This window comes from Nocardia sp. CA-145437 (assembly GCF_050956485.1).
GTDB lineage: Bacteria > Actinomycetota > Actinomycetes > Mycobacteriales > Mycobacteriaceae > Nocardia.
Genome location: NZ_CP191204.1, coordinates 6,881,166 through 6,903,951 on the forward strand (window position 1 = coordinate 6,881,166; position 22,786 = coordinate 6,903,951).

Annotated in this window: 16 protein-coding genes and 3 rRNA genes; 3 read left to right on the forward strand and 16 right to left on the reverse strand. The window is 65.6% G+C overall.

Features of this window, described 5'->3' with window-relative positions:
- Positions 1–112: 112 nt before the first annotated feature.
- From fusA to ACQPYY_RS31895, 6 genes are all read right to left on the reverse strand, one after another.
- Positions 113–2,140, reverse strand: coding sequence for an elongation factor G (gene fusA, locus ACQPYY_RS31870; RefSeq protein WP_433592030.1), 2,028 nt, complete (start codon positions 2,138–2,140; stop codon positions 113–115).
- A 175-nt stretch (positions 2,141–2,315) separates the two neighbouring features.
- Positions 2,316–2,663: a YrdB family protein gene (locus ACQPYY_RS31875; protein WP_379091901.1), complete on the reverse strand. Its 348-nt coding sequence runs from the start codon at positions 2,661–2,663 to the stop codon at positions 2,316–2,318.
- Positions 2,664–2,873: 210 nt separating this feature from the next.
- Complete coding sequence (locus ACQPYY_RS31880; protein WP_433592031.1) at positions 2,874–5,027, reverse strand: TerD family protein; 2,154 nt, start codon at positions 5,025–5,027, stop codon at positions 2,874–2,876.
- Between the two features lie 66 nt (positions 5,028–5,093).
- Positions 5,094–5,210, reverse strand: a 5S ribosomal RNA gene (gene rrf, locus ACQPYY_RS31885).
- 168 nt (positions 5,211–5,378) lie between these two features.
- Positions 5,379–8,485, reverse strand: a 23S ribosomal RNA gene (locus tag ACQPYY_RS31890).
- A gap of 323 nt (positions 8,486–8,808) precedes the next feature.
- Positions 8,809–10,325 (reverse strand): 16S ribosomal RNA (locus tag ACQPYY_RS31895).
- Together the 16S, 23S and 5S rRNA genes form the textbook arrangement of a ribosomal RNA operon.
- A 446-nt stretch (positions 10,326–10,771) precedes the next feature.
- Between ACQPYY_RS31895 and ACQPYY_RS31900 the strand changes: the two genes are divergently transcribed.
- Both ACQPYY_RS31900 and ACQPYY_RS31905 read left to right on the forward strand, forming a co-directional pair.
- The gene (locus ACQPYY_RS31900; RefSeq protein WP_433592032.1) at positions 10,772–11,053 is read left to right on the forward strand and encodes a hypothetical protein; all 282 of its coding nucleotides are present in this window, start codon (positions 10,772–10,774) and stop codon (positions 11,051–11,053) included.
- Positions 11,054–11,111: 58 nt separating this feature from the next.
- Positions 11,112–11,984, forward strand: coding sequence for an SDR family NAD(P)-dependent oxidoreductase (locus tag ACQPYY_RS31905; protein ID WP_379102249.1), 873 nt, complete (start codon positions 11,112–11,114; stop codon positions 11,982–11,984).
- A 12-nt stretch (positions 11,985–11,996) separates the two neighbouring features.
- On the opposite strand, the gene ACQPYY_RS31910 is transcribed toward ACQPYY_RS31905, so the two are convergent.
- Together ACQPYY_RS31910 and ACQPYY_RS31915 are read right to left on the reverse strand one after the other, a co-directional pair.
- The gene (locus tag ACQPYY_RS31910) at positions 11,997–13,127 is read right to left on the reverse strand and encodes a DUF4386 domain-containing protein (protein WP_433592033.1); all 1,131 of its coding nucleotides are present in this window, start codon (positions 13,125–13,127) and stop codon (positions 11,997–11,999) included.
- An 8-nt stretch (positions 13,128–13,135) separates the two neighbouring features.
- Positions 13,136–14,086, reverse strand: coding sequence for an NAD-dependent epimerase/dehydratase family protein (locus ACQPYY_RS31915; protein ID WP_433592034.1), 951 nt, complete (start codon positions 14,084–14,086; stop codon positions 13,136–13,138).
- Positions 14,087–14,234: 148 nt separating this feature from the next.
- Here ACQPYY_RS31915 and ACQPYY_RS31920 point away from each other — a divergent pair, with 148 nt between their 5' ends.
- Positions 14,235–14,936 (forward strand): TetR/AcrR family transcriptional regulator, encoded by a 702-nt coding sequence (locus ACQPYY_RS31920; RefSeq protein ID WP_433592035.1) that lies wholly within the window; start codon positions 14,235–14,237, stop codon positions 14,934–14,936.
- 216 nt (positions 14,937–15,152) lie between these two features.
- Here the strand turns inward: ACQPYY_RS31920 and groL are convergent, their stop codons facing one another.
- The 8 genes from groL to ACQPYY_RS31960 all read right to left on the reverse strand — a co-directional run bounded on the left by groL (position 15,153) and on the right by ACQPYY_RS31960 (position 22,774).
- Positions 15,153–16,775 (reverse strand): chaperonin GroEL, encoded by a 1,623-nt coding sequence (groL, locus tag ACQPYY_RS31925; RefSeq protein ID WP_379102259.1) that lies wholly within the window; start codon positions 16,773–16,775, stop codon positions 15,153–15,155.
- A gap of 242 nt (positions 16,776–17,017) precedes the next feature.
- Positions 17,018–17,320, reverse strand: coding sequence for a hypothetical protein (locus ACQPYY_RS31930; protein ID WP_357284604.1), 303 nt, complete (start codon positions 17,318–17,320; stop codon positions 17,018–17,020).
- Positions 17,321–17,427: 107 nt separating this feature from the next.
- Positions 17,428–18,183 (reverse strand): Clp protease N-terminal domain-containing protein, encoded by a 756-nt coding sequence (locus ACQPYY_RS31935; RefSeq protein ID WP_433592036.1) that lies wholly within the window; start codon positions 18,181–18,183, stop codon positions 17,428–17,430.
- 66 nt (positions 18,184–18,249) lie between these two features.
- A complete protein-coding gene (locus ACQPYY_RS31940; RefSeq protein ID WP_433592037.1) occupies positions 18,250–19,332 on the reverse strand; it encodes an NAD(P)/FAD-dependent oxidoreductase in 1,083 nt (360 codons plus the stop codon).
- 108 nt (positions 19,333–19,440) lie between these two features.
- Positions 19,441–20,319: an RNA polymerase sigma-70 factor gene (locus ACQPYY_RS31945; RefSeq protein ID WP_376963863.1), complete on the reverse strand. Its 879-nt coding sequence runs from the start codon at positions 20,317–20,319 to the stop codon at positions 19,441–19,443.
- A gap of 32 nt (positions 20,320–20,351) precedes the next feature.
- Positions 20,352–20,807 (reverse strand): hypothetical protein, encoded by a 456-nt coding sequence (locus tag ACQPYY_RS31950; RefSeq protein ID WP_376963860.1) that lies wholly within the window; start codon positions 20,805–20,807, stop codon positions 20,352–20,354.
- Positions 20,808–20,939: 132 nt separating this feature from the next.
- Positions 20,940–21,293, reverse strand: coding sequence for a UBP-type zinc finger domain-containing protein (locus ACQPYY_RS31955; protein WP_376963857.1), 354 nt, complete (start codon positions 21,291–21,293; stop codon positions 20,940–20,942).
- The gene (locus ACQPYY_RS31960; protein ID WP_379102265.1) at positions 21,293–22,774 is read right to left on the reverse strand and encodes an ATP-binding protein; all 1,482 of its coding nucleotides are present in this window, start codon (positions 22,772–22,774) and stop codon (positions 21,293–21,295) included. The genes ACQPYY_RS31955 and ACQPYY_RS31960 overlap by 1 nt, the downstream gene beginning before the upstream one ends.
- Positions 22,775–22,786 lie beyond the last annotated feature (12 nt).

Below are 22,786 nucleotides of genomic sequence, written 5' to 3' on the forward strand. Positions count from 1 at the left end.
GACAACAGTAAACGTAGTCGCGACAACAATCAAGCCCTTCCGTCGACCTCCGATCGATGGAAGGGCCCGATGACGGCGACACCATGTGCCGCCGCCACCGGGCGTCCGACCGCTACGGAACCGGCGCGTAACCCAGCGGGCGCGTCGTGAACGTGCCCCGGCCCTGCGTCCGGCTCCGCAAACGCGTTGCGTAGCCGAATAATTCGGCCAGCGGGACAGTGGCCGTCACGACCACCGTGCCGATGCGGGTCACCGACCCCGTCACCCGGCCCCGCCGGGCGGCGAGATCACCGAGCACCGCGCCGACATAGTCCTCCGGCACCGTGGCGATGAGCTCCACCAGCGGCTCCAGCACCGCCATGACACTGGCGCGCAAGGCTTCCCGCAGGCCCAGGCGGCCCGCGGTGCGGAAGGCCAGCTCCGACGAGTCCTTGGTGTGCGTCGCGCCGTCGGCGAGCGTGACCCGCAGACCCGTGACCGGATGACCCGCCAGCGGGCCCTCCGCCAGGGCATCCCGGCACCCGGCCTCGACCGCGCGCACGAACTCCGCCGGCACCCGGCCGCCCACCACCGTGGACTCGAACTCGAAACCCGTGGCCCCGGGCTCGGATTCGCGCAGCGGCCGCACGTCGAACACGATGTGCGCCCACTGCCCCGAACCGCCGTCCTGCTTGGCGTGCCGGTAGGTGAAGCCCCGCACGCCGCGCACCACGGTCTCGCGATACGCCACCTGCGGCCGGCCGACCGTCACGCTCAGCCCCCGGTCGCGGCGCAACTTCTCCACCACGACCTCCAGGTGCAGTTCACCCAACCCGGCCAGCAGCGTCTGCCCCGACTCCGGATCGGTCCGCACCGTCAGCGACGGGTCCTCCTCGGCCAGCCGGGCCAGCGCCACCGCCAGCTTCTCGGTCTCGGCGCTGGTCCGCGCCTCCACCGCCACCGACACCACCGGCTCGGTCGGAGCCGGCGGCTCCAGCAGCACCGGGGCATCCGGAGTGCACAGGGTCGCGCCCACCCGCACGGCCTTCGGGCCGACCAGCGCGACGATGTCGCCCGCGGGCGCGGACTCCACCTCGGCGTGCCGGTCCGCCTGCACCCGCAGGATGCGCGAAACCCGCTCGCGCCGACCACTGCCCGCGTCCAGCACGGTGTCGCCCTTGCGGAGGACACCCGAGTAGACGCGGACGAACGTCAGCCGACCCGTCGGCGTGGCATGCACCTTGAACGCCAAGGCCGCCAGCGGTTCCGCCGGATCCGCGGCCCGCACGCCCGCACCGTCACCCACCGCCGGCCGGTCCAGCGGCGACGGCAGGTAGGCGGCCACCGCGTCGAGCAGCGGCTCGATACCGATATCGCGGTACGCCGCACCGCACAGCACCGGGACCACCTCACCGGAGAGCGTCAGCTCCCGCAGCGCGGCGGCCAAGATATCCGCCGACAGCGCGGAGCGCTCGACGAACTCCTCGAGCGCCGCCGAACTCCGCTCCGCCACAGCCTCTTCCAGCGCCTTGCGAGCCTGCGCCACCGCATCCGCCATGTGGTCCGGGATCGCGGTCTCCGCGAATCCGTCCTCCCACCTGAGCGCACGCAGCCCGACCAGGTCCACCACACCGGTGAACACCTCACCGGAGTACACCGGCAACTGCACGAGCAACGGAGCCGGATGCAGCCGTTCCCGGATCGAGGCCACGGCGGCCGTCAGGTCCGCCCCGGCCCGATCCATCTTGTTGACGAACGCGATCCGAGGCACCCCGTACCGGTCAGCCCGCCGCCACACCGACTCACTCTGCGGCTCGACTCCCGCGACGGCATCGAACACCGCGACAGCGCCGTCCAACACCCGCAACGACCGCTCGACCTCATCGGAGAAGTCCACGTGCCCCGGAGTATCGATGACAGTGAACCGATGCCCGGCCCACGCACAGCTCACGGCCGCCGCGAAGATGGTGATGCCCCGATCCCGCTCCTGCGGATCGAAATCGGTGACGGTGGTCCCGTCGTGCACCTCGCCGCGCTTGTGGATGCTCCCGGTGAGGAACAGCATTCGCTCGGTCACCGTGGTCTTCCCGGCATCCACATGCGCGAGAATCCCCAGATTGCGAACAACGGACAGGTCGGGTCGAGAAACATTGGTACGCACGGTCTTCAGTCCTTCGTGCTGATCGGGAAAAGAACAGCGCGATTCCCCCGGACGGAGACACCGCTCCCGGGCTACTCGATACGGCCGCGCAGCCGACACCGAGTCGGCAAAGAAATCATGCTGCGACCGTATCCACCCGACAACCCTTGTGTCGCCTCAATTTTCACTTCGGTCCTCACAGCGACAGCTGCCCGAAGTGGATCACCGCCAGATTCGCGATCACCACCAGCGGGAAGACCACCGCGACCTTCCGATACCCCAACTGCCAGAGCCCCGCGGCCGCGCCACCGAAGACGAGCACCTTGGTCGCCACCGCGGCCACCGGTACCGAGAAGCTCGCCTCCGGCGCCGCGAACAGCCCCCACAGCACCATGGCCGCGACAGCCGTGCCGGCCCCCCGAAGAATCTTCGCGATGCGGCCGCGGCCGGTACGCACGCCCCAATAGGCCAGTGCGCCAACAGCAACCAGCTCGAAGACGAAGGCGAGAGTGAAGTTGAGGGTGGACCAGACAGTGGCGATCATAGCGACTCCGAGATCAGTGCTCTTTGTTTTGAGCAATGATCATCTATACGGCGATCCAAGTCAAGAGCACCGCTCTCGTTGGTGTCCAGGGGGCGAAATGCCGAGGCCCCCGGCGGTAAACCGGGGGCCTCGGGCGGCAAGGAAAGCGGAAGAGCTGAATTCGATTAGAAGGAAGCTCCCCCATGGCCTCGCCGGACATCACGGTAGCAGTCAAGCCGGGATCAGGTCACTCAGATTTTCCGGCGTGAACACCCGCGACCCCTCCGGCAAGCCCTCCGGGCGCGTCAGGCCGATGAACATGACCGGCTCATCGAAAGACCGCCCGTCCCACAGGGTTACCTCCTCGACCATGAGGCGGGCGAGGTAGGCGAGGGTCAGGTAGCGGCGATCGATCACAGCGCGCGCGAGCGCCGACGCCGAAACCTGGTTGTTCTCCACGGCATTGAAACCCGGCGCACCTCGTAGATTCAGGTGCAGCCACTTCACCCGCCACTCGCCGGACTGCGCACGGAAGAAGACCAGCGGCAACGCGACGCGCCCCGCACCGCGCAGGTCCGACTTCATGCGCACGGTGCGCGGCTCGTAGGGCAGGCCCCGCTGGTCACCATCCCGGAGCATGAAGCCGAAGAAGGACTCGGCCACCTCGTCGAAGCCCTCGCCGGAGTAGACATTCACCTGCGGCGCGATCGCGTGCGCCACCACCTTGTCCAGATCCAGCTCGATGAACTCCGACGCGCCCTCGGGGGCCGCGGTGATATCGCCGGAGTGCACACCACCCACGTCGGTCAGGTTGGTGTAGGACAGCCGGCCATCCAGCTCGTAATCCTGATCGAGCAGTAGCGCGGAAAGATCGAAGTCCGTGGACGCGGACCGTTCTCGCCAGTAGACGAAGAACCGGAGTCGCTCGCCGTACACCGGCGACACCGAACCGCGCGGCAGCACACCCAGGCCACCGCTGATCGCCTTACCGCTCAGGGGGAGAGCGATATCGACGGCGTCGGGATCGATCACCAGCCGGGACGGTGCGGGCAGGCGGCGCTTCAGTTCTCCGTCCAGTAATACGCGCAAGCGGTCGAGGACCTTCGCGTCGATCGGGTCCCGGCCATCCGGCTGTACCCGGCCACGGCCCAGACGGTTCGCGAACACCCGCTGCGCGACACCGTCGCGGTTGTCCACATGCTCACGGACGGACAGGATCACGCGGGCCGACACCATGCCGATCGTCGATTCGACCACCGTCAGCACCGCTTCCTGCTCGGCATCCGTTGTGGCCGTCCGCAACAGGCGATCGAGCGAGCGGAACAACAACCCGGGCGCGGCCCGCAACAGCTGTGCGGCGCCCACGACATCATCGACCGCCAACAACGCCTCGAACCGCGACATGAACGACCGGGCGCGCCGCTCACCCCGCGCGACCTCGAAAACCATTGCGGCATGCTCCCACCGCGGGAACTCGTGCGGATGCAGGCGCTCACCCAGTCGCTTCCACGCCTCCCGGTGCGCGGCCACATCGCCCAGCTTGGCCGGCTGATCCGCGATCACCGCATCCAATGCCACCAGCAGACCACGGCGCGAACGCCGCGACAGCGAACGGAACCGCGTAGGAGTCGACAGCGACACATCGCCCTCCGACAGCAGGCACGCCAGGCGCAGCACATCGGTGACCGTGTCGGCCAACAGCTTCTCACCCTCCGCGAGCCGGACCTCGTTGATGATCGCCCGGTGCTCACGCACCGGAATCGACTCCGGTTGCGGGCCGGACGCACAGTGAAGCGCCAACTCCCGAAGAATCGCCAGATCCTCCTCGCCGAGCGGCGTGGCCCGTCCGGCCAGAGACAGGTAGAGCGCGGACACCTCGTCCTCGAGCGACCGCCCGAGGTGCAGCACGGTCACCCGATCCCGCACGGACTCGATCAACTCATCATGAGCCGCAACCATTTCGGCATAGCCGTACTGATACCTCCCGTATTCGGGAAGAGCGAGCAGGTTCAACACGCCCTGCGCCAAACCCTCGGACACCGCGACGGCCGCCGAATCATCGCCGAGCGCGGCCAGCAGGCGGTCGGTCCAGAACTCCACGGAGTCAGGCACATTCGCCGGAAAGTCCTTGAAATACACATTGTGCTCGACATGCGCGCCGACCATCCGGCGCACGATCGGCAACACTCGCACCGCCACATCGATCACCGCCCCCGCGGCCGATCCCGACAGTCTCGCGACGAGTTCCCCGGAGAGCTTGAACCCCACGGACATCAATATCGCATCGAACTGCCGCGTGGCGACCACGCCGTCCCCGCCAGGCCCCTCGATACCGGGCAGTCGCAATGTACGGCTGACGACGAGCTCTTCAAGATCCCAACTCACCCGAGGATCTTCCCAAAAAACGCCGAAGACCCCCAGCTAATAAGCTGGGGGTCTTCGCGAATGATGTTCCGGCGGTGTCCTACTCTCCCACACCCTGTCGAGTGCAGTACCATCGGCGCAGGTGGCCTTAGCTTCCGGGTTCGGAATGGGACCGGGCGTTTCCCCACCGCTATAGCCGCCGTAACTCTATGAAACTGTCACATTCCATGTGCCAGAGAAGATTTTCGAGAGGCAACCCCTCGAACACCCAAACAAGTGGGGGTCCTAGGGGGAAACCCCCCTAGAAAATCCTTCTCCAACACACGGTCGTGTGTTGTTTCAGATACTGCACAGTGGACGCGTAGCTTCTTTGTTGGTAAGTCCTCGGCCTATTAGTACCAGTCACCTCCATGCGTTACCGCACTTCCAGTTCTGGCCTATCAACCCAATGGTCTGTTGGGGGCCTTACCCCCTCGAGGGGGTGAGAAACCTCATCTTGGAACAGGCTTCCCGCTTAGATGCTTTCAGCGGTTATCCCTTCCGAACGTGGCCAACCAGCCGTGCTCCTGGCGGAACAACTGGCACACCAGAGGTTCGTCCGTCCCGGTCCTCTCGTACTAGGGACAGCCTTCCTCAAGTTTCTAACGCGCGCGGCGGATAGAGACCGAACTGTCTCACGACGTTCTAAACCCAGCTCGCGTGCCGCTTTAATGGGCGAACAGCCCAACCCTTGGGACCTACTCCAGCCCCAGGATGCGACGAGCCGACATCGAGGTGCCAAACCATCCCGTCGATATGGACTCTTGGGGAAGATCAGCCTGTTATCCCCGGGGTACCTTTTATCCGTTGAGCGACACCGCTTCCACTTGCCGGTGCCGGATCACTAGTCCCGACTTTCGTCCCTGCTCGACCTGTCGGTCTCACAGTCAAGCTCCCTTGTGCACTTGCACTCAACACCTGATTGCCAACCAGGCTGAGGGAACCTTTGGGCGCCTCCGTTACATTTTGGGAGGCAACCGCCCCAGTTAAACTACCCACCAGGCACTGTCCCTGAACCCGATCAGGGTCCGAGGTTAGAGGTCCAATACGATCAGAGTGGTATTTCAACGATGACTCCACGAACACTGGCGTGCCCGCTTCACAGTCTCCCACCTATCCTACACAAACCGTACCGAACACCAATACCAAGCTATAGTGAAGGTCCCGGGGTCTTTTCGTCCTGCCGCGCGTAACGAGCATCTTTACTCGTACTGCAATTTCGCCGAGTCTGTGGTTGAGACAGCTGAGAAGTCGTTACGCCATTCGTGCAGGTCGGAACTTACCCGACAAGGAATTTCGCTACCTTAGGATGGTTATAGTTACCACCGCCGTTTACCGGGGCTTAAATTCTCAGCTTCGCTCCGAAGAGCTAACCGGTCCTCTTAACCTTCCGGCACCGGGCAGGCGTCAGTCCGTATACATCGTCTTACGACTTCGCACGGACCTGTGTTTTTAGTAAACAGTCGCTTCTCACTGGTCTCTGCGACCCAACCCAGCTCCCACCGCAAGGGTGTTCACCAGACCGGGCCCTCCTTCTCCCGAAGTTACGGAGGTATTTTGCCGAGTTCCTTAACCACAGTTATCTCGATCGCCTTAGTATTCTCTACCTGACCACCTGTGTCGGTTTGGGGTACGGGCCGTGTACCAACTCACTAGAGGCTTTTCTCGGCAGCATAGGATCACTGAATTCGCCTCAATCGGCTACGCATCACCTCTCAGGCTATATGTCTGGCGGATTTGCCTACCAGACGCCCTACAGGCTTACACCAGGTATTCCATCACCTGGCCCAGCTACCTTCCTGCGTCACCCCATCGCTTACCTACTACAGCCAGGGTCATGCGCAGCCGCGTTCCCTCTCGCCCGAAGGCTCGATAAGACCGCATTTGGGCACTTAGCACAACTGATTCGATATTTGGCGCGGATACACGGGTACGGGAATATCAACCCGTTGTCCATCGACTACGCCTGTCGGCCTCGCCTTAGGTCCCGACTCACCCTGGGCGGATTAACCTGGCCCAGGAACCCTTGGTCATTCGGCGGACGAGTTTCTCACTCGTCTTTCGCTACTCATGCCTGCATTCTCACTCGCATGGCCTCCACGGCTGGATCACTCCGCCGCTTCCCTGGCCATACGACGCTCCCCTACCCACCCAGACTCCTGGCTCGAAAGCGGGATAATGTCTGAGTGCCGCGGCTTCGGCGGTGTACTTGAGCCCCGCTACATTGTCGGCGCAGAATCACTTGACCAGTGAGCTATTACGCACTCTTTCAAGGGTGGCTGCTTCTAAGCCAACCTCCTGGTTGTCTTCGCGACTCCACATCCTTTTCCACTTAGTACACGCTTAGGGGCCTTAGCCGGCGATCTGGGCTGTTTCCCTCTCGACTATGAAGCTTATCCCCCACAGTCTCACTGCCGCGCTCTCACTCACCGGCATTCGGAGTTTGGCTGACTTCGGTAAGCTTGTGGGCCCCCTAGGCCATCCAGTAGCTCTACCTCCGGTGAGAAACACGCGACGCTGCACCTAAATGCATTTCGGGGAGAACCAGCTATCACGGAGTTTGATTGGCCTTTCACCCCTACCCACAGCTCATCCCCTCAGTTTTCAACCTAAGTGGGTTCGGGCCTCCACGACGTCTTACCGTCGCTTCACCCTGGCCATGGGTAGATCACTCCGCTTCGGGTCCATAGTGTGCGACTCAGGGCGCCCTATTCGGACTCGCTTTCGCTACGGCTCCCCCACACGGGTTAACCTTGCCACACACCGATGACTCGCAGGCTCATTCTTCAAAAGGCACGCCATCACCTATTACAGCTCTGACGGATTGTAAGCGCACGGTTTCAGGTACTATTTCACTCCCCTCCCGGGGTACTTTTCACCTTTCCCTCACGGTACTAGTCCGCTATCGGTCACCAGGTAGTATTCAGGCTTATCGGGTGGTCCCGACAGATTCACAGCAGATTTCACGGGCCCGCTGCTACTCGGGTGCCTACTACAACAGAGAACACGTTTTCGTCTACCGGACTCTCACCGTCTACGGTTGGCCATCCCAGACCAATTCGACTAACGCGATCTTTTCTGACTGTTGCTTGTCTCGGCAGAGACAAGAAAGTAGGTCCCACAACCCCGGCTATGCAACGACTGCCGTCTATCACACACAACCGGTTTAGCCTCTTCCGCTTTCGCTCGCCACTACTCACGGAATCACTGTTGTTTTCTCTTCCTGTGGGTACTGAGATGTTTCACTTCCCCACGTTCCCTCCACACGCCCTATATATTCAGGCGCGGGTAACACGACATCACTCGTGCTGGGTTTCCCCATTCGGAAATCCTCGGATCTCAGCTCGTTTGACAGCTCCCCGAGGCTTATCGCAGCCTACTACGTCCTTCATCGGCTCCTGGTGCCAAGGCATCCACCGTACGCTCTTACACACTTACTAACAAAGATGCTCGCGTCCACTGTGCAGTTCTCAAACAACACACAAGATTGATTCTGTATCTCAGCACCAGCCGGAACCCATGTTCCGCGGTATGACTGAAGAACCAGTCTCGTCGTTTTTTGCCTGGAAAGAACGTCTGTTCTTTCAGGACCCAACAGTGTGTCGATATATCTGCTCTGCCGGCCACATGGGACCGAACTTGATGAGAAGAGGTTGTCAGTGTTCCACCCATGAGCTTCCGCGGTCCCACGATTGGGGACTCAAACGGTCTCTGCCACAACCACATTCACCTGTGTGAAGCGTCGTGGAGAAGTGCTCCTTAGAAAGGAGGTGATCCAGCCGCACCTTCCGGTACGGCTACCTTGTTACGACTTCGTCCCAATCGCCAATCCCACCTTCGACAGCTCCCTCCACAAGGGTTAGGCCACTGGCTTCGGGTGTTACCGACTTTCATGACGTGACGGGCGGTGTGTACAAGGCCCGGGAACGTATTCACCGCAGCGTTGCTGATCTGCGATTACTAGCGACTCCAACTTCACGGGGTCGAGTTGCAGACCCCGATCCGAACTGAGACCGGCTTTAAGGGATTCGCTCCACCTCACGGTATCGCAGCCCTCTGTACCGGCCATTGTAGCATGTGTGAAGCCCTGGACATAAGGGGCATGATGACTTGACGTCGTCCCCACCTTCCTCCGAGTTGACCCCGGCAGTCTCTCACGAGTCCCCGCCATTACGCGCTGGCAACATAAGATAAGGGTTGCGCTCGTTGCGGGACTTAACCCAACATCTCACGACACGAGCTGACGACAGCCATGCACCACCTGTACACCGACCACAAGGGGGGCCATATCTCTATGGCTTTCCGGTGTATGTCAAACCCAGGTAAGGTTCTTCGCGTTGCATCGAATTAATCCACATGCTCCGCCGCTTGTGCGGGCCCCCGTCAATTCCTTTGAGTTTTAGCCTTGCGGCCGTACTCCCCAGGCGGGGTACTTAATGCGTTAGCTACGGCACGGATCCCGTGGAAGGAAACCCACACCTAGTACCCACCGTTTACGGCGTGGACTACCAGGGTATCTAATCCTGTTCGCTACCCACGCTTTCGCTTCTCAGCGTCAGTTACTTCCCAGAGACCCGCCTTCGCCACCGGTGTTCCTCCTGATATCTGCGCATTTCACCGCTACACCAGGAATTCCAGTCTCCCCTGAAGTACTCTAGTCTGCCCGTATCGACTGCAAGCTTGCAGTTGAGCTGCAAGTTTTCACAATCGACGTGACAGACCGCCTACAAGCTCTTTACGCCCAGTAATTCCGGACAACGCTCGCACCCTACGTATTACCGCGGCTGCTGGCACGTAGTTGGCCGGTGCTTCTTCTACAGGTACCGTCACTTGCGCTTCGTCCCTGTCAAAAGAGGTTTACAACCCGAAGGCCGTCATCCCTCACGCGGCGTCGCTGCATCAGGCTTTCGCCCATTGTGCAATATTCCCCACTGCTGCCTCCCGTAGGAGTCTGGGCCGTGTCTCAGTCCCAGTGTGGCCGGTCACCCTCTCAGGTCGGCTACCCGTCGTCGCCTTGGTGGGCCGTTACCCCACCAACAAGCTGATAGGCCGCGGGCCCATCTCGCACCAGTAAACCTTTCCAACAACCCCCATGCAGAGGCTGCTCATATCCGGTATTAGACCCAGTTTCCCAGGCTTATCCCAGAGTGCGAGGCAGATCACCCACGTGTTACTCACCCGTTCGCCGCTCGTGTACCCCGAAGGGCCTTACCGCTCGACTTGCATGTGTTAAGCACGCCGCTAGCGTTCGTCCTGAGCCAGGATCAAACTCTCCGTTGAAGACTCTAGACACGCTCCGAAGAGCGAATCAGAAGTATCTCGAACCAGAGTCCGAAAACCTAGCAAAATTAGTCGGTCGGAAAATGACCGACTTAAATGTCCAACCACCCTCACGGGGGTGAGAATGATTGGAACCAAATATATTATTTGGCACTGACATTCATCGACACACTATTGAGTTCTCAAAGAACACACGCACAAACGATCTCCCGGGCTCTTAGTCCCGCTCGATCGTGAGGCAACTTTTACAGCTTAGCCCAGCCGTATCAGCGGAACCAAATCCGCTGGTCAGGTGGAACTAGTGTGATCGTCAGGCGCTCCTCGTCCAACCTCGTTTCCCAGGCCCTTGGGGCTCCGGGTCGGTGTCCGTGTCGCTCTGACCTGGACTAAGTTACGTGTTGCTACGAACAGAAGTCAAATCGGCTGGTCAGAGGCATAATTCGCGGGTGTACGTGTGTGCTTGGTCGATTACGAGTGGCATTGCCGATGAGTTCGCGGAAAGACTCCCCGGCAATAAGGAAACCGACTGGCGCGTTAGTTGGCTGCCCGGCCGCCTCGTCACCCGTGAACAAGCGATCGCCGCCATGGAATTGGTGGAACTCCTCCTCGGCCCCGCGCATCCGAATGATCCCGCCACGCACGCGACCATCGCGGCCGCCGCCGCACTCCTCGGTATCCGTGCCATCGATGCCGCCGCCGTGCTCTCCGAACGTCATCCCCGGCGCTGACCGGGGCACGAATCCGAACCCCCACCGAATCCCGGTGCGGCACTTAGCATCACTGGGCATGCACGACATCAGTGGGCTGCTGCACAAGATCCGCCACGGCCTCGACACCCAGGTCAGCCTGTCCCGGCTGCGGCGCGACCGCACCCTCGCCGACGCCGTCGCGGGCCGGACCGTGCTCATCACCGGGGCTTCCTCGGGCATCGGACGAGTCGCCGCCGTGCGGCTCGGCGCGGCCGGGGCCACCGTTCTCCTGGTCGCGCGCCGCGCGGACGAGCTCTCGGACGCGGTCTCCGAGATCGAGGCCGCGGGCGGGCGGGCCGCCGCCTACCCCTGCGACCTCAATGACTTCGAGGCGCTCGACGCCATGACCGCGAAGGTGCTCGCCGACCACGGCCGGGTGGACATCCTCGTCAACAATGCCGGGCGCTCCATTCGCCGCCGGCTCGACGAGTCCTACGACCGCTTCCACGACTACGAGCGCACCATGCGGCTCAACTACTTCGCGGCGGTCCGCCTCATCCTCGCCTTCGCCCCCGCCATGCGGGACCGCCGCGACGGGCAGATCATCAACATCCTGTCGCTCGCCAACCTCTACGGCGGCCCCGGCTATGCCGCGTATGTCGCGTCCAAGGCGGCCCTCGACTCGCTCAGCACCAATCTGCAAGCCGAGACTCAGACCGAGAACCTCCGTTTCACCTCGATCTACCTCCCCCTCGTCCGCACCGACATGATCACCGCCAACCCCGTCTACCAGCAGGCCACCGCCAACGCGCTCACCGCGGACGAAGGCGGTCGGATCATCTGCGACGCCATCATCGACCGCCCCCGCCGGCTGGCCCCGGTCATGGGCCGGGTCGCCGCGCTCATCGACAGCGTTCTCCCCGAACGCGCCGACACCATTCGCAACGCCCGCTTCCGCCAAGGCATGTGAACCCGGCCGCCGTCACCCGCGACGGCGGCCCCACAACACGGCCAGCCCCAGCATCCACCCGCTCCACAGCACGTACCCGGCGAAGTTCGCCTGCTGCGCACCCGCCACCTGCCACGGGGCGGCCACACCGAGCAGGATCAGTGCCGCCGACATCGTGCCGAGGACCGCGAACCAGCGCGGGAAGCCCTCACGCCGCAGGACCGAGACCACCAGCACCGTCCAAGCGGCGGTGAACGAGTAGCCGAGCGTCTCACCGAGGAACGAACCCAACAGCCTGTTCCAGAACTCGAATTCCGTGACCACCGGGGAACTCCCGACCTCGGAAGCCGCATGAGCGGCGAGCCCCGGTACCAGCAGCGGCCAGCGCGACAGGCCGATCGCCTGCACCACCCCCGCCGCCACCCCGATACGCACCGCCCAGCGCATGCGCGGCGAATCCGTGCGACGGCCCACCCCCAGCGCGATCGGAACGAACAGCAGCGCGCCGACCACGAGCACCGAGAACCAGGCGACCACCGCGGACTCGTGCATCCGGAACGACGCCAGCACCTCCGCGCCCGGACGGGACAACACCCGCGGGTAATCGAAGACCGCGCCCAGACCGCCGAACCCGGCGTTCATGGACACCACCGCCGCCACGATCAACGCGGGCACGATCAGCACCCTCGCAGAGCGAGACGCTCGCCGGCCGGAACCAGTTGGTGCCACAGCGTTCACGACCGCGCCGCCGCTACCGGCGGTCGGGACACCTTCCACGCCGGTGATTTCGGCTGCCGCGGATACGCCGCCCGCGCTGCCGAACTCGGCGGCAACGGAGGCGCCGCCCGCGCTCGGAACCTGGGCGGGCACGGTCAGCGTCCCTGCGATGCCGGCCCGCCGCCGATCGGAACCGGTCGGCGCCACAGCGTTCACGACTGCGCGACCCGGGCGGGAGACGAGCACGGCGTCCACGCGTGCGGCTTCGGCCGCCACGGGCACACCATCCGCGCCGCAGACCTGGGCCGTGGCGGGCACACCGTCAGGGCTGGCGATCCGGGCGGTGGTGGGCACACCGTCAGTGCTCGCGATCCGGGCGGTGGCGGACGCAGAGGTGCTCGTCGGGTCGGGAGCGCCGGGCGAGACGGAATCGCGCATCGGAGACATGGCGGGGACTACCTTCCCGCGGCGGTATGGGCGGGAACGCCGCCGGGAAGTCCGTCGAGCGTGGCGCGCAGGGTGTCCTCGAGTGGCGTCGGCGCGAGCCCGAAACGGCTGGTGGCGGCGGAGGAGTCCAGGACGAAGGGGCGGTCGAACTGATAGCGCAGCTCACGCATTTCGCGGGCGTCGCGGTTGAACACGCCTGCCGCCCAGAGCAGTGCGGCGGGCAGGTGGCCGATGCGGGCGGGCGGCGCGCCGGCCACCGACGCGGTCAGGTCGGCGAGGGCTCGGATCGACAGCGGCGGCGCGGTGGGCACGTGCCAAGCTCGGCCCCAGGCGGTTTCGTCGCCGGCGACCGCGACCAGCAGGCGGGCGACGTCCGCGGTCGCGGTCCAGCTGTGCGGGGCATCCAGGTCCGCGGGGGCCAGGGCCCGCTTGCCCGCGAGCACGGCGGGCAACACCATGACGGTGAAAGCCGAGGTCGCGGCCGGGCCGAGGTAGTCCGAGCCGCGGACCTCGGCGGTGCGGATGCGCTCGGATCGGTGGGCGGCCAATTGCTCGGACCACATGTCCGCGCGCACCCGGCCCTTCACCGAGTTCGGGCGCAGCGGGTGGGACTCGGACACCGGGCCGTCGAATTCGCCGTAGGCGTACAGGTTTCCGACAGTGATCAGGGGCGCGCCGGAGCGTTCGGCCACCGTCAGGACGGCGTGGTGCAGGGTCGGGAAATCCTGTGACCAGCGGTGATAGGCGGGCTGGGCGCACTGGTAGAGGGTCGCCGCGCCCTGGCAGTGGATGAGCAGCGCCCGCGGGTCGGTGGCGTCGGCGGTGATCCGGTCGATGTTCGGGTGCTCGGGGCCGGAGCCGCTGCGGGTGACGATGCGGACGTGGTCGCCCCGGGCGGCGAGCAGCCGCGCGGTGGCCGTGCCCACCGGACCCGCTCCTATGACGACGTGCAGGGACATGAGGTCCTCGATCCTGTCGGATGGGTATTCCGAGAACACTGTTCTCGCGCTATCGACGGTAGGAGTGCACACCGTTTCCTGTCAAGAACACCGTTCTCTCAGTCGCCTGCCGTTCTCTCAACGGTTTGCTGTTCTCTACACTGCGACCATGTCCGCCGGATCCCTGCGCGCCCGCGTCCGCACCGAGATGATCGAGGAGATCAAGGCCACCGCCCGCACGCGGCTGGCCACCGACGGCGCCAATCTGTCGCTGCGCGGCGTCGCCCGCGACCTCGGCATCGTCGCCTCCGCGCTGTACCGCTACTTCCCCAGCCGCGACGACCTGCTCACCGCGCTCATCCTGGACGGCTACCGCTCCCTCGGCGCGGCCGCCACCGCCGCCCACGACGCTGCTGATGCGAATAACTCACGCGCGCAATGGCTTTCGGTCTGCACCGCCGTCCGCGACTGGGCTCTCGCCAACCCCACCGAATACGGCCTGCTCTACGGCAGTCCCATCCCCGGCTACGACGCGCCGAAGGACACCGTCGGCCCCGCCGCCACCGTCGTCCTGCTGCTCGCGGGCATCGCCACCCGGGCCGCCGCCGCCGGCCAACTCACCCCCGCCACCCTGCCCACTCCCCTACCGGCCCCCGTCCGCGCGGACCTCCACGCCCTCATCGAACAACAGTCCGCCGACCTGCCCGAAGAGGCCCTCGATCGCGTATTCGTCGGCTGGACACAGCTTTTCGGCCTGGTCACCTTCGAGATCTTCGGCCGCCTCGACGGCACCATCGAAGCCGTCGCCGACTACTTCCACCACCACATGAATCTGATGGCCGATCTCGTCGGCCTCCCCACGACCGACTGACTCCAACCCGCCACCCGACCGGCCTCGGCCCGCCACCCGACGATCTCGGCCCACACCCGACGATCTCCAGTTCAACACCGGCGTGGACGACCGCCCGGACCTGGGCCCAGGGTCAGAGTGTTTTCGGCGCCGAACCTCACCACACACAGCACTGAGCCCGGTCACCATGAGGTGACCGGGCTCAGCTCGATCAAATTCCGTTGCCGGAACGGCGGACTAGAAGTCCATGCCGCCCATGCCGCCGGTCGGGTCGCCCGCGGGGGCGGCCTTCTCCGGCTTGTCGGCGACGACGGCCTCGGTGGTCAGGAACAGGGCCGCGATGGAGGCCGCGTTCTGCAGGGCCGAGCGGGTGACCTTGACCGGGTCGGCAACGCCGGCGGCCAGCAGGTCGACGTACTCGCCGGAGTCGGCGTTCAGGCCGTGGCCGTCGGGGAGGTTCGAGACCTTCTCGGCGACGACGCCGGGCTCCAGGCCCGCGTTGAAGGCGATCTGCTTCAGCGGCGCGGACAGCGCGACGCGAACGATGTTCGCACCGGTGGCCTCGTCACCCGACAGGGTCAGCGCTTCCAGGGCCGGAGCCGACTGCAGCAGGGCCACGCCACCACCGGCGACGATGCCCTCTTCGACGGCGGCCTTCGCGTTGCGGACGGCGTCCTCGATGCGGTGCTTGCGCTCCTTGAGCTCGACCTCGGTGGCCGCGCCCGCCTTGATGACCGCGACACCGCCGGCCAGCTTGGCCAGACGCTCCTGCAGCTTCTCACGGTCGTAGTCCGAGTCCGAGTTCTCGATCTCGGTGCGGATCTGCTGCACGCGGCCCTTGATGGCCTCCGCGTCGCCCGCGCCCTCGACGATGGTGGTCTCGTCCTTGGTGATGACGACCTTGCGGGCCTGGCCCAGCAGCTCGAGGCCGGCGGTCTCCAGCGAGAGGCCGACCTCTTCGCTGATGACCTCGCCACCGGTCAGGATGGCGATGTCGGCCAGCATGGCCTTGCGACGGTCACCGAAGCCCGGGGCCTTGACGGCGATGGACTTGAAGGTGCCGCGGATCTTGTTCACGACCAGGGTCGACAGGGCCTCGCCCTCGACGTCCTCGGCGATGATCAGCAGCGGCTTGCCGGCCTGGATGACCTTCTCCAGCAGCGGCAGCAGGTCCTTGACGGTCGAGATCTTCGAGCCGACGAGCAGGATGTACGGGTCCTCGAGGACCGCTTCCTGACGCTCCGGGTCGGTCACGAAGTAACCGGAGATGTAGCCCTTGTCGAAGCGCATGCCCTCGGTGAGCTCCAGCTGGAGACCGAAGGTGTTGCTCTCCTCGACGGTGATGACGCCTTCCTTGCCGACCTTGTCCATGGCCTCGGCGATCAGCTCACCGATGGACGAGTCGCCGGCCGAGATACCGGCGGTGGCGGCGATCTGCTCCTTGGTCTCGACCTCCTTGGCGGTGTCGAGCAGCTTGGCGGTGACGGCCTCGACGGCCTTCTCGATGCCGCGCTTCAGGCCGAGCGGGTTGGCGCCGGCGGCCACGTTGCGCAGGCCCTCACGGACCAGCGCCTGGGCCAGCACGGTGGCGGTGGTGGTGCCGTCACCCGCGACGTCGTCGGTCTTCTTCGCAACTTCCTTGACGAGCTCCGCGCCGATCTTCTCGTACGGGTCCTCGAGCTCGATTTCCTTCGCGATGGAGACACCGTCGTTGGTGATGGTGGGGGCGCCCCACTTCTTCTCCAGCACGACGTTGCGGCCCTTCGGGCCCAGGGTCACCTTGACGGCGTCAGCGAGGGCGTTCAGACCACGCTCGAGACCGCGGCGAGCCTCTTCGTCGTACGCAATTGTCTTGGCCATTGCGTTGAGATCCTCCAGATCTGGGGATTGACAGTGTTCTGGCCAGGCATGGTGCCCGCGACGGACGACCGAGGAGCTTGTTAACCAGCCCGGCCTCACCGCCCCGACCTAGCACTCACAGGTATGGAGTGCCAAACCCATTTCTAGCACTCACCCCTTGCGACTGCAAGGTTGGGGCCGGGCCCCGAAACGCGCGGAAGACCGCACGAGTCGCCTCGTGCGGTTCGGTCGCCCGCCCGGCACTACGAGAAGTGCGAGCGGTCGTCGACCCGCAGCAGCAGGGCGATCAGCGCATCGGTGCGGCGCTCCTCGGGAGTGCGGGGCTCGCCGTGCTCGATGGTGACGAGTTCGGCGTCCTGCAGCAGGAGTTCGGCTTCGATACGCATGATCGCCCGAATGAACGGAGGAGCGACCTCGGGTGGGAGGTCTCCGTTCACGATGTAGCCGCCGTCGGGCGTGTCCTCTGTGGAGACATAGCTGAGCGCGCGCAGCAGGTCAGCGCGCTGCTCCCCCGCAACTAGGTCGGAACCCTCGTCGTCCGCCATTCCACAATCGTATCTGCCGCAACATGCTCCCCAGGGGATCCGGCCCGAGGACACCGGTCCCGGGACTTACATCACCAGGTCGGCAGCGGGGCGGAACGACACGCGGACTACTGCGTGTCCTCGGTGCCCGCCGGTGCGGCGGGCGCGGTCAGCGACGCCAGCAGGCCCGCGACGTCGGCCTGGACCGCGTCCTTGTCCAGGCCCAGACCGGACAGGATGCCCACGCCGTGTTCCAGATCGAGCAGGGCGAGCAGCAGGTGCTCGGTGCCGACGTAGTTGTGGCCGAGCCGCAGCGCCTCACGGAAGGTCAGCTCGAGGGCCTTGCGGGCCTGCGCGTCGAAGGGGATGAGCGGCGGGACCGGGTCACCGGTGGCAGCGGGCAGCGCGGCGGTGGCCACCCGGCGGACGGCGTCGGCGGAGATGCCCTTGGCCTCGATCACCTTGACCGCGAGCGATTCCGACTCCGAGAGCAGGCCGAGGATCAGGTGTTCGGGGCGGGTTTCCAGATTGCCGACGGCCCGGGCCTCCTCCTGGGCGGCCATCACCACCTGCCGCGCGCGCGGGGTGAAGCGAGCGAAACCGGCATTGGGGTCGAGAGCCGCCGCCTGTCCGGCGTCGGCGGGGGTCTTGGGGACGAAGCGCTTCTGGGCGGCCTGCTTGGTGACGCCCATGCTCTGGCCGATATCGGTCCAGGACGCGCCGGAGCGGCGGGCCTGGTCGACGAAGTGGCCGATCAGATGGTCGGCCACCTCGCCGATGTGGTTGCCCAGCACCACGGCGTCGGAGAGCTGCTCGAGCACGTCGTCGGGGCGGGCCTTCTTGATGCCGTCGATCAGGTCGTCGAGGCGGATCGAGTTCGTCATGCGTCAACTTTAGGTTGACCAAGCTAGCTTGGTCAACCATTGGTTGACGACTCATCGGCGCGTCGGTCAGAGCTTCGCCGCCCGGCCCACCGCGCCCACGATCTGCTCCTTGATCCACGCCGCCGTACGGCCGGTCAGCGCGATGCTGCCGTTCGAGTCGTCGGCCTTCATGAACTGGACCAGACCGTCGCGTCGGCCCAGGCTCATGCAGGTCAGGACGAAGCGCGGGGTGAAGGGCCCCGGCTGCCTGCCGCGCAGCCGGGCCGCGACGGCCGCACCCAGGTACTTGCCCGCGGGCTGCGCGGCCTGGCACGACATCCGGGCCTCGCGGCCGTTGTGCCCGATCATCACCGCCGCGTCACCGACCGCGTACACATCGGCGAGCCCGCGCACCCGCAGCCGGTCGTCGACCAGCACCCGTTCGCGTCCGTCCACCGGCAGACCCGAGCGGGCAGCCACCTCGGGCACCGTGAAACCCGTTGTCCAGAGCACGATGTCGGCGTCGACGTGGTCGCCGTCCACCAAGTCGAGGCCGGTGTCGGTCACCGCCGCTACCTTCGCGACCCGCACCTGGACGCCGAGCCGATCCAGGACGGCGCGAATGTGCGCGACGGCCTTGGGGATCAGCCAGCCGCCCGGCTCGTCCGAGCTGACCAGCACCACCTCGAGGCCGGGGTTGCTCTCGGCCAGTTCGGTGGCGGTCTCGAGGCCGGTCGCACCGCCGCCGACCACGGCGACCCGGCCGGCGAGGGCGGGAATCCGGCGCACATCCTCCGAGGTGGCCACGGTGTGCGCGAATTCGGCCGCGCCGGGCACCATCGAGAGATCGGCGCGGCTGCCCAGGGCGTAGATCAGCGAGTCGTACGCGACCGCCTCGCCGGTGGCCAGTTCGACGCGGCGAGCCTCGGTGTCGATGTGCTCGGCGCGGCCGTTGACGAACTCGATCCCCTTGGCCGCCAAGGTCTTCCGCAGTTCCCAACGGGCCACGTCCTGCCCGGCGGCGACCTGGTGCAGCCGCACCCGGTCCACGAATTCGGTGTGCAGGTCGATGACGGTGACGTGCGCGCCCTTGGCCTTGATCGCTTCCCGCGCCGCGGCCAGTCCCGCGTAGCCCGCGCCCAGAACGACGATTCGATGCTGCCCGGTCATGAGAGTGCTCCTTTTCACTTCAGGTACACAGTCGGCCCCGCTCGGTAGCCGACACCCTCTAGACCGGACAGCCCCGCGATCCCTGACAGAATCCGGGTGTGTCCTGCGTCACACGCGATCGTGCGACGCGAAATAGGTCAGCTTGTCCGGGTTCACCACGAGCTGGACCGAGGCGATCGAGTCGCCGTCGAAGCCGACGGAGATGGTGCCGAGCACGGCCCCGTCCGCGCGCACCACGAAGGCGGGCGCGGCATTGACCTCTTCGATCACGACGCTGATGTCGGCGCCGAAACTCGGGATCTTGCCGAACAGACCCAGCAGGTAGCGGGCCACCTTCTCCGCGCCGACGATCGGCCGCTTCGCGGCATTGACCTTCGAACCGCCGTCGGCCAGCGCCACGATATCGGCGGTGAACATGGACTCGAGCGCGGCGAGATCACCGGATTGCGCTGCGCTGAGGAACTTTTCGACCAGTTCCCGCGCGTGCGCCGGGGCCGATTCGAAGCGCGGCTTCTCCTCGTGCACCCGGTGCGCGGCGCGGCGATACACCTGTTGCGCATTGGATTCGGTGAGACCGAGCATGTCGGCGATCTCGCGGTGCGCGTAGCCGAAGGCCTCGCGCAGCACGAAGACCGCGCGTTCGGTGGGGCTGAGCCGTTCGGCCAGCGCCAGGAACGCCATCGACACCAGTTCCCGCTGTTCCGCCGATTCCAGTGGGCCGAGTTGGCCGTGGCCGGTGGGGACCGGTTCGGGCAGCCAGGGCCCGACGTAGGTCTCGCGGCGGGCGCGGGCCGAATCCAGCCAGCTGCGGCAGAGATTCACGAGGATGGTGGTCAGCCAGGCTTCGACCGAACGGATGTCGGTGCGATCGGTGCCGTGCCAGCGCAGGTAGGTCTCCTGGACGGCGTCCTCGGCCTCGGCGGCGGATCCGAGCATGCGGTACGCGAGCGCGAAGAGACGCGGCCGGTGCCGTTCGAATTCCACCACGTGTGCCGCCTCCCGGAAATTCTCCCGTGAGACTACTTGGGCGCCACCCGGATCGCGACGGCGACCGGGGTGTTGGCGTAACTTCCGGACATGCAGGCGAGTTTCGCCGTACTCAGCGCGGCATTGGGGCTGCCGTCCAGGAAGGACCCCGGGTGCGCGGCCAGTACCTGCTGGATGACCTGCCGTTCGGCGTCCTCGGTGAGGTCGCGGAAGTCGGCGCAGGTGGTCTGCGCGCCGTTGGGGGCACTGGTCTTCTTGGCCACCGTCGCGGCGGTGGGGACCGCGGCGGGGGCGTCGACGGGCGACTCGGCCGGGATCGCGGCCGTGGTCGGGGCGGCGCCGGTGGTTCTGGCCGCCGCGGTGGTGGTCTCGGCCTGTTTCAGGCCATTACTGCCACCGGCTTTGTCCGAACCACAGCCGGTGAGAGCCGCGCCCAAGGTGAGGGCCATCGCACCTGCGGTGAGGGCGACCATCGAAAGACGCTTCATACCCTGCTTTCCGAACTTTCCCGAGAGTGCCGAAGCGCCGGACCGGCCCGGCGCTCGCAGCAGCGTACCCGGCTCCGCCGGAGCCGGAAAGGAAAAGTCTGGTCGGCCGGGTTTTACCGGCCGGAGAGCGGGTCAGTTCAGACGCTGCTGCCAGTCCGCGGGCACCCGCTCGCGCGGACCCGGCACGCCCTGATCGGCCGGATGCGAGGTCGGGCCCGCCAGGTCGGGACCGCCGCTGTACATGTCCTCGGTCTCGAAGTTGTAGAACCAGTCCTCACCGGGCTCGTAGCTCTGGATGAAGGGATGCCCGGTCTCCCGGAAGTGCTTGGTGCCGTGCTGACTCGGCGAGTTGTCACAACAACCGATATGGCCGCACTCCGCGCAGCGCCGCAGATGGAACCACCAGCCGCCCGCGGCGTCGCATTCCAGACAGCCCGCCCCACTGGGCGGAACGCTCGGATCGATGCCCTTGATCTGCTCGGTCATCAGTTGCCTCCTGTCGTAGCCGGTTCCGCGTCGGCCTCCGCCGAGGCCGGGTTCGCCACCTCCAGCGGCAGCCGCACGATGAAACGCGTGTTCCCGGGCTCGGATTCGACCCGGATATCGCCGTGATGCTTGTTCACCACGATCCGGAAGGAGATGTCCAGGCCCAGCCCCGTGCCCTCGCCGACCGGTTTGGTGGTGAAGAACGGTTCGAAGATCCGGGTACGGATCTCGTCCGGCACACCCGGCCCGGTATCGCTGATTTCCACTGCCGCGCACTCGTTCTCGCGATAGGTACGGACGGTGAGCGTACCGCGCCCGCCCATCGCGGACACGGCGTTGTCGATCAGATTCGTCCACACCTGGTTGAGTTCGGCCGCGTAGCACGGCACCGGCGGCAGCGCCGGGTCGTACTCCTTGACCACCGTGATGTCGTCGCCGATCTTGCGGGCCAGCATGACCAGCGTGCTGTCCAGCAGTTCGTGCAGATCCACCACCTGGAACGGGGCCCGGTCCATCTGCGAGTACTGCTTGGCCGCGTGCACCAGCGAGGAGATCCGGTTGGTCGAGTCGGTGATCTCGTTCATCAGCAACTCGGTCTCGACGGTGTAGTTGAGCCAGCGCATGGCCGCCTCGAAAACGTCACCGCCGCAACCGGACAGGGTGCCGTGCACCTTCTCCATCCAGTCCACATCGAAACCGGCCTGCACGAAGTTGGGCGCGATGTCCCAGCTGTTGCCGACCCCGTGGTCCTCGAGCCAGTCGCCCAGCTCGTCCTCGCGGTCGGCGGCCTCCAGCGGCGTCAGCACCGGGGCCTTGGCGACCTGTGCGGCCGCCTCCTCCTGCAACTGGGCCAACGCCTCGAGGGTCTCGGAGTTGAACTTGCCGTGCGCCATCATCTTCAGCTTGTGCCGCATCCCGGCCACCCGCTCGCGCAGTGAGGAGGTGGCGCGCACGGCGGCGGCGGCCGGATTGTTCAGCTCGTGGGTCAGGCCCGCCGACAGCGAGCCCAGCGCCAGCAGCCGTTCCCGCTGGCCGATGCGCTCATTGGCATTGCGGTTGCCGAAGAAGACGCCCTCCAGCAGGTGCAGCGCCATCGGGAACCAGTCCTGCATCATCTTCGCGAAGGTGCCCGCGTCGAGGACGAAGAACTTCGACGGCCGGGTCACGTAGAACGACGCCGTGTAGGTCTGCTCGACCTTGTCGCCCATGTAGGCGGTCCACGCGCCCGAGTACGAGCCGACATGCTCGGTGCGGACGAGTTCGATCTCCTCGCCGCCCGACATCTTGGTCAGCCGGACCTCACCGTCCATGAGGACGTAGAAGCAGGTGGCCGGGTCGCCCTCGCGGAAAACCAGTCCGGGCTCGAACATCTCGACGCGGCCGTCGCGGCACAGCCAGGCCAGCTGCTCGTCGTCGAGCTTCTCGAACAGGAACAGGTGCCGCAGTTCGTTCGGGTCGCAGATCAATCGGGTGTTCCCCATGTACGCCTACTC